The organism is Rhizobium sp. PDO1-076, from assembly GCF_000247475.1.
GTDB lineage: Bacteria > Pseudomonadota > Alphaproteobacteria > Rhizobiales > Rhizobiaceae > Allorhizobium.
The window spans coordinates 1-6,619 of record NZ_AHZC01000098.1; the positions used below are offsets into that span (position 1 = coordinate 1).

Annotated in this window: 6 protein-coding genes; 2 read left to right on the top strand and 4 right to left on the bottom strand. The window is 58.5% G+C overall.

Annotation, left to right across the window (positions count from 1 at the left end):
• Nucleotides 1-537: TOBE domain-containing protein (locus tag PDO_RS07325; protein WP_037072920.1), on the top strand; the 537-nt coding region annotated here is incomplete at its 5' end.
• Between the two features lie 12 nt (nucleotides 538-549).
• Nucleotides 550-2,169: a dihydroxyacetone kinase subunit DhaK gene (locus tag PDO_RS07330; RefSeq protein ID WP_007599854.1), complete on the top strand. Its 1,620-nt coding sequence runs from the start codon at nucleotides 550-552 to the stop codon at nucleotides 2,167-2,169.
• A gap of 75 nt (nucleotides 2,170-2,244) precedes the next feature.
• On the opposite strand, the gene PDO_RS07335 is transcribed toward PDO_RS07330, so the two are convergent.
• The 4 genes from PDO_RS07335 to PDO_RS07350 all read right to left on the bottom strand — a co-directional run bounded on the left by PDO_RS07335 (nucleotide 2,245) and on the right by PDO_RS07350 (nucleotide 6,382).
• The gene (locus tag PDO_RS07335; RefSeq protein ID WP_007599856.1) at nucleotides 2,245-3,006 is read right to left on the bottom strand and encodes an amino acid ABC transporter ATP-binding protein; all 762 of its coding nucleotides are present in this window, start codon (nucleotides 3,004-3,006) and stop codon (nucleotides 2,245-2,247) included.
• Nucleotides 3,003-3,683: an amino acid ABC transporter permease gene (locus PDO_RS07340; RefSeq protein WP_007599858.1), complete on the bottom strand. Its 681-nt coding sequence runs from the start codon at nucleotides 3,681-3,683 to the stop codon at nucleotides 3,003-3,005. The genes PDO_RS07335 and PDO_RS07340 overlap by 4 nt, the downstream gene beginning before the upstream one ends.
• 120 nt (nucleotides 3,684-3,803) lie before the next feature.
• Nucleotides 3,804-4,580 (bottom strand): amino acid ABC transporter substrate-binding protein, encoded by a 777-nt coding sequence (locus tag PDO_RS07345; protein ID WP_007599860.1) that lies wholly within the window; start codon nucleotides 4,578-4,580, stop codon nucleotides 3,804-3,806.
• Nucleotides 4,581-4,789: 209 nt separating this feature from the next.
• Complete coding sequence (locus tag PDO_RS07350; RefSeq protein WP_007599862.1) at nucleotides 4,790-6,382, bottom strand: MBL fold metallo-hydrolase RNA specificity domain-containing protein; 1,593 nt, start codon at nucleotides 6,380-6,382, stop codon at nucleotides 4,790-4,792.
• Nucleotides 6,383-6,619: the final 237 nt, after the last annotated feature.

The following is a 6,619-nucleotide window of genomic DNA, read 5'->3' on the forward strand; positions in this document are numbered from 1 at the left end:
CCGCAGGTCTATCTGATGGATGAACCACTGAGTTCGCTCGACGCCAAGCTGCGGTCCGATTTGCGGATTGAGCTGAAGAGCATTCAGGCCAATTCCGGCGCAACACTGCTCTATGTGACCCACGACCAGATCGAGGCGATGACCATGGCAACACATGTCGGCGTTCTTCAAAATGGTAAACTCATTCAGTTCGGTTCGCCGCGTGACCTCTATGAGAAGCCGGTCAGCACCTATGCAGCGACGCGCCTTGGGCAGCCCCGCATTAATCTGCTCCCGGCCGACGTTTTCGCAGGTGCGCCGCCGCTGGCCGTCACCATCGGACTTCGACCGGAGCATATCACCCAGGGTCAGGGCGAAGACAGTCTGGTCACCCGCGTCGAGCATCTGGGCGACCAGACCCGCTTGCATCTGTCATTTCGCAATCATGAACTCGTTACCGTAACCGAGCCCCATAGCCTGTTGCGCCATGGCGATATCATCAAAATCCAGCCAGACAAGCCGCTCTATTTCGATGCGGACGGCATGCGTATTTCTTAAGGGAGGAAGAAAATGGCCCAGTTCATCAACAGACGGGAAGACGTTGTCACCGAAGCGATCGATGGTTTGCTGGCAACTTCTCGTGGCATGCTCGCGCGGCTGGACGGCTATCCCCATATCCGTGTCGTCATCCGCAGCGATTGGGACAAGTCGCGGGTCGCTCTCGTGTCCGGTGGCGGTTCCGGCCATGAACCCGCCCATGCCGGTTTTGTCGGTGCCGGCATGCTGACCGCGGCCGTCTGTGGAGACGTCTTTGCGTCCCCCAGCGTCGATGGCGTGCTGGCCGGAATTCTTGCCGTGACAGGGCCGGCCGGTTGTCTGCTGATCGTCAAGAATTATACCGGTGACCGGCTGAACTTCGGATTGGCGGCGGAACGCGCCCGCGCCTTCGGACTGAATGTCAGCATGGTCATTGTTGATGACGACATTGCACTGCCAGACCTCCCACAGGCGCGTGGGCTTGCCGGCACTTTGTTCGTTCACAAGATTGCCGGTGCCCTGGCTGAGGCTGGCGCTGACCTCGATACCGTGACAGCAGCGGCAAGACGCGTGGTCGCTTCAACAATGAGTATCGGCATGTCGCTCGATACCTGCACGGTTCCTGGCTCTCCCAAGGAAGATCGAATTCCACCAGGCATGGTCGAGCTTGGGCTTGGTATTCATGGGGAGGCTGGGGTCGAGCAGATCGATTTTTCCGATGCCCGAACCGCAATGGCTGCCGTTGCCGCGAAACTGGCGCCCCATCTTTCAGATAGGCCACATGTCGCTCTGATCAACAATCTTGGCGGAACGTCAGTGCTGGAAATGTCGGTCCTTACCCACGAGCTGCTGCATTCGGTGCTTGGCCGGCAGATTTCGCATGTCGTTGGACCAGCCCCGATGATGACCTCACTCGACATGCGCGGTTTTTCGATTTCGCTTCTGCCGGTTGAGGCGCAGGAGCTTGATGCCCTTGCGCGTCCGGTCATGCTTTCCGCTTGGCCCGGGCTTGCCGCGATCACGCCGATCAATGTTGCCGCGCTTCCGGATGGTTTGACGCCGATCACACCTTTGGCCTCGGATCATGCTGAAACCAGGCAGTTCATCATCGGTTGCTGCGATGTCATGATCGCGGCGGAGCAGGATTTGAACATGCTGGATGCCAAGTCGGGTGACGGCGATACCGGATCGACTTTGGCGGGCGCTGCAAGGGCCCTGATCAGAGCGATGGATCGTCTGCCTTTGTCTGATCATACCCAGCTCTACCGCGCCATCGGTCAGGAACTCAGTCAGACAATGGGGGGCTCGTCCGGCGTGCTCCTGGCGATTTTCTTTACTGCAGCCGGCGACGGCGCAGCAAGCGGTCTGTCGATGCGCGATGCATTGAAGGCGGGGCTTTTGCGGATGCAGGAGATCGGTGGTGCTCAGGTCGGCGATCGCACCATGATTGATGCCTTGGCACCAGCACTCGACGCTCTTGCCGACGGTATTCGAGCCGCTGCGAAAGCCGCGCGGGAAGGCGCAAACATGACCGCGACGCTGGAACGCGCCAAGGCCGGACGCGCCGCCTACATCAATTCCAAACAGTTGCATGGCCATGTTGATCCAGGGGCGGAAGCTGTGGCACGGTTGTTTGAATATGTCGCGCGCTAGTTTTCTTCGGTCAGCGTAGGTTTGCTCGGAGGTGGCTACGTTATCCGTTGGGTCTCTGGCAATTCGCTTCGCCCTTCAGATGTCGTAGCTGTGGCCGGCGCTGAGTGACGAGATGAACTTCTTCGTGCGATCGCGTTCCGGTGCCTGGAAGATCGTTTTCGGTGCTCCGCTTTCGACGATCAGGCCGCCATCCAGGAACAGCACCTGATCTGCGACGCGCGAGGCGAGCCGCAGGTCATGGGTCGCCATGATCATGGTCGTTCCTTCGCGTGCAAGCCGGCTCAGCACTTCGACGACTTCTTCTGCAAGCTCCGGGTCGAGTGCCGATGTTGGCTCGTCGCAGAGAAGCACGCGGGGCGAGGGTGCCAGCGCACGTGCGATTGCGACGCGCTGTTGCTGACCGCCAGACAGCGTTGCCGGCCACGCATCGGCTTTGTGCGCCATGCCGACCTTTTGCAGAAGGTCGGCCGCGTGATGCCGTGCCTTTTCCTTCGGCCATTTGAGTACGGTGACCAGCCCTTCCATGACATTCTCGATGGCAGTCTGGTGGGGGAATAGCTGGAAATTCTGAAACACCATGCCGGTCTGGCGACGCAGGCGCTGGGTCGCATCCCAGCCGGTCTTTTGGCCGGGTTGGAACCGGATGGTTTCCTCACCGAGGCGGATGGTGCCGGAGGTTGGCGTTTCAAGCAGGTTGATGCAGCGCAGCAGCGTGCTCTTGCCGCCGCCGGATGGGCCGACAAGTGCGGTCACAGTGCCTTCTGCGATCGTGACGCTGATGTCCTTCAACACGACATTGTCGCCAAAGCGTTTTTCGATATGGGATAGTTCGATCATGTTCTGGCCTCCAGAAAGCCGCCATACCGGGCAAAGCGTCTTTCCAGCCGAACCTGCAAGGCCGAGAGGACAGAACTCATCGCGAGGTAAATCAGGGCGGCCTCGATATAGAGGATCAAGGGTTCGTATGTTGTGGCCACAATGCGTTGGGCGGTCTGGAACAGCTCAGGCACGGTGATGGCGGCCGCAAGCGACGTGTCTTTCACCAGCGAGATGAAGGTGTTGGAAAGCGGAGGAACCGCAACGCGTGCTGCTTGTGGCAGGATGGTGCGGCGCATGGCCTGGCTCCAGCTCATGCCGATGGAATAGGCGGCTTCCCATTGTCCACGCGGGACCGAAGCGATCACGGCGCGGATGATTTCCGACGTATAGGCTCCGACGTTCAAGGCGAAGCCGATCAGCGCTGCCGGAAAGGCATCCAGCAAAATGCCGAGGCTTGGAAGGCCATAAAAAATGACGAAGAGCTGAACGAGAAGCGGCGTACCACGGATCACCCAGACGTAGAAACGGGCGACCGCGACCAGCGGCTTTGGCCCGAAGAGGCGCGTCACGGCAACCACAAGCCCGAGTGCAAGACCCAGTACGAAGGACAGGAGGGTTAGCGGAATGGTGAAGACCAGACCCGCCCATAAAAGCGGCTGGAGCGAATCCAGCATGAGTTGAAGCCAGGCGGGCAAGATCTGATCCCTCGAATGAAACAATCCGCTCCAAGCGTTTTGTGTCGCTTGGAGCGGATCAGACTATAGCGATGCGCAGACCGGTTCCATACCGCCCCGCGCTTCGAGTTCCCAAGCCTTTTATTTGGATACGTCGGCGCCGAAGTATTTTTGCGAAATCGCCTCATAGGTACCGTCAGCCTTGATGTCATTCAAAGCCTTGTTGATGGCGTCCTGCAGCTCTGTTTCGCCTTTGCGCAATATCACGCCGGAGTAATCGGCATCGGCCTGTTCGGCGGCAATCTTCACGGGTGCATCGGGCTTGTGCTTCTTGAAGTCGAGGAAGGAGAGGCTGTCATTGATGGTGGCATCGGCGCGGCCGGTCAGTACGAGCTGGATCGACTGGTCAAAGCCGTCCGTGCCGACGAGTTCGGCGCCCGATGCCTGGGCCAGCTTGCCGAAATTGCTGGAAAGCGACTGCGCGGCCGTCTTGCCACTCAGATCGGCAAACGACGTGATGCTGTCATTGTCGGCCTTGACGATCAGGACGGCCTTGGAGGCGATGTAGGGCTCGGAGAAGTCATACTTCTTCTTGCGTTCCTCGGTGATGCCGACCTGATTGATCACGACGTCATAGCGCTTGGCGTCCAGGCCGGCGATCAGGCCGTCCCATTTTCCTTCGAGGAACTCCGCCGTTACGCCAAGCTTTTCGGCAATGGCCTTGCCGATCTCGACATCGAAACCAACCAGAGCGCCGGACGTGTCATGAAACGTAAATGGCGCATAGGTTCCTTCGGTGCCGATCTTCAGAACGCCCGCCGATTTGATCTCGTCAAGATTTGCGCCTGCATGGGCAATGCCCATTGAAAGGAGCTGGGTGAATGCTGCGACAGCGGCGAGTGTCTGAAACCATTTCATGGTGATTGTCCAATCTGTTGATCATTGGCCTGATAGTCCGGCGTTGATACAAGCCTCGCATGTCGTGTCGGTTATAGCACCGGACAAACCCCCAATGTTTGCGTTAAACCGCGAAGGTTTTGTCATCGGCCGAACCGCAAACAGAAATTTTGACCTTCCGGTTAAAATTTATGGCGCGGATTGTCGTGTCGAAGGGCCACGACCTTGTCTCAATCTTCACCGGCCAGCGCTCGTTTCAGTTTGCGTAGTACGACGCCTCGTTCCTTGTCGCTGGCGGCATTTTGCAACTCTGCCTGCAGTTTAAGGATGAAGGACTGTAACGTGTTGTGCCAGTCGTGGTGTCCGGCCTTCAACGGCTCAAGGCGCAACGCGCGCGCCTCGGAGACATCAATCGCGGCATGCTTGGTGAGCTTGAATGCAGAATCGATATGGGGTGTCACGATCCGGCTTTCGACGAGGATGGATGACAGGCGCTGGGCAAGGCCCGCAAGAGCCACCTCTTCGCCATGGACGAGAAATACCCCCGCCCTGATCGGCTGCCTTGCCTTGACCCATGACAACAATTCCGTGCCGTCGGCATGGCCACTGTAGATCTCCAGCTTCCGGATGCGGGCACGTACCGTGATTTCGTCGCCTTGGATGCGGACTGTGGCCGCTCCATCTTCGAGAATTCGACCCAGCGTTCCGGCCGCCTGGTATCCGACAAGTAGAACCGTGCCATTGTCTCGCCAAAGCCAGTTTTTCAGGCGGTGTCGGATACGCCCTGCCTCGCACATCCCGCTGGCGGCGATCACGATATGAAAGCCCCGGATGAAATCGACGGCCTTGGACTGCTCGACCGTCTGGGTGAACCTCACGTTTTTCGCATGCAGCGCCTTGCTCAGCAATTGACCGTTTTCCATCCCGCGAGCATGCCGGGCGAAGATTTCGCTGGCGCGTGTGGCAAGCGGTGAATCGATGATGATCGGGGAGGTGTCCACGGCCTTGGTCTCCATGAGGTAGACAAGGTCCGCCAGAAGTTCCTGGGTTCGCTCGACGGCGAAAGAGGGAATGATCAGGGCGCCGTCGTGATGATTGGCGGCGCGGACCTCGGCCATCAGTGCCGCACGGCGCGCCGGATCCGATGTTTCAAGTCTCTCGCGATCGCCATAGGTGCTTTCGCAAATGACGTAGTCGAAATCGGCCGGCGCCTTCGGATCGAACTGCAGCAACTTGTGCTCCGGGCCAATGTCACCGGAAAATAGCAACCGAAGCGGACGATTGGCTGTTGCTATTTCGATCTCCACCGATGCCGAGCCCAGGAGATGGCCGGCATTCCATAGACGAAAGCGAATGGACCGCGTCGCTTGCTGCCAGACTTCCAGAGCGACCGGCCTGAACAGCGTGAGGGAAACGGCCGCATCCTCGGCGGTGTAGATCGGTTCGACACTGTCGCGGCCCCGACGTTCGTTGCGCCTGTTGAGATGCACGACCTCGCTTTCCTGGATATGGGCAGAATCCGGCAGCATGATCGAACACAAGTCCGCCGTTGGCTGCGTCGCATAGATCGGCCCTTCGTACCCGGCCTTTGCAAGCTTGGGCAACAGGCCGGAGTGATCGATATGGGCATGTGTCAGGATGACAGCGTCAATCCGGTGCGGCTGGAACGGAAAGGGCCGGTAGTTCAGCTCCTTTTCTGTCTTGGAACCTTGAAACATGCCGCAGTCGATCAGGACCCGTTGATCCTGCCATTCCAGCAGATGACATGAGCCGGTGACGGCCCCGGCTGCTCCATGAAAACGGAGAATCGGTTCGTCCGACATTTTCCATCCTCCTCAGGGAAATCGTGCAATGGCGATCGTAGTTCGAAGGCATGGATTGGCCATGATCCACATCAAGCCATTTGACGTCCCAATTGCCGATCCTATTCCGTTGCGATGGAGTTCTTTCCGGTTGTGCCTAAAGTGTTCGAAAGTTCCTGTTTACTTTGATCGCACTTGGATGATGCATAATTTGCATGGCTGACCTGTGAGCTTGTCACTTTTGCAAGGGCAGGCAAG

Coding starts and splice junctions, on each gene's coding strand:
- PDO_RS07330 (WP_007599854.1), top strand. CDS start 550: ATGGCCCAGTTCATCAACAGACGGGAAGACGTTGTCACCGAAGCGATC.
- PDO_RS07335 (WP_007599856.1), bottom strand. CDS start 3,006: ATGATCGAACTATCCCATATCGAAAAACGCTTTGGCGACAATGTCGTG.
- PDO_RS07345 (WP_007599860.1), bottom strand. CDS start 4,580: ATGAAATGGTTTCAGACACTCGCCGCTGTCGCAGCATTCACCCAGCTC.
- PDO_RS07350 (WP_007599862.1), bottom strand. CDS start 6,382: ATGTCGGACGAACCGATTCTCCGTTTTCATGGAGCAGCCGGGGCCGTC.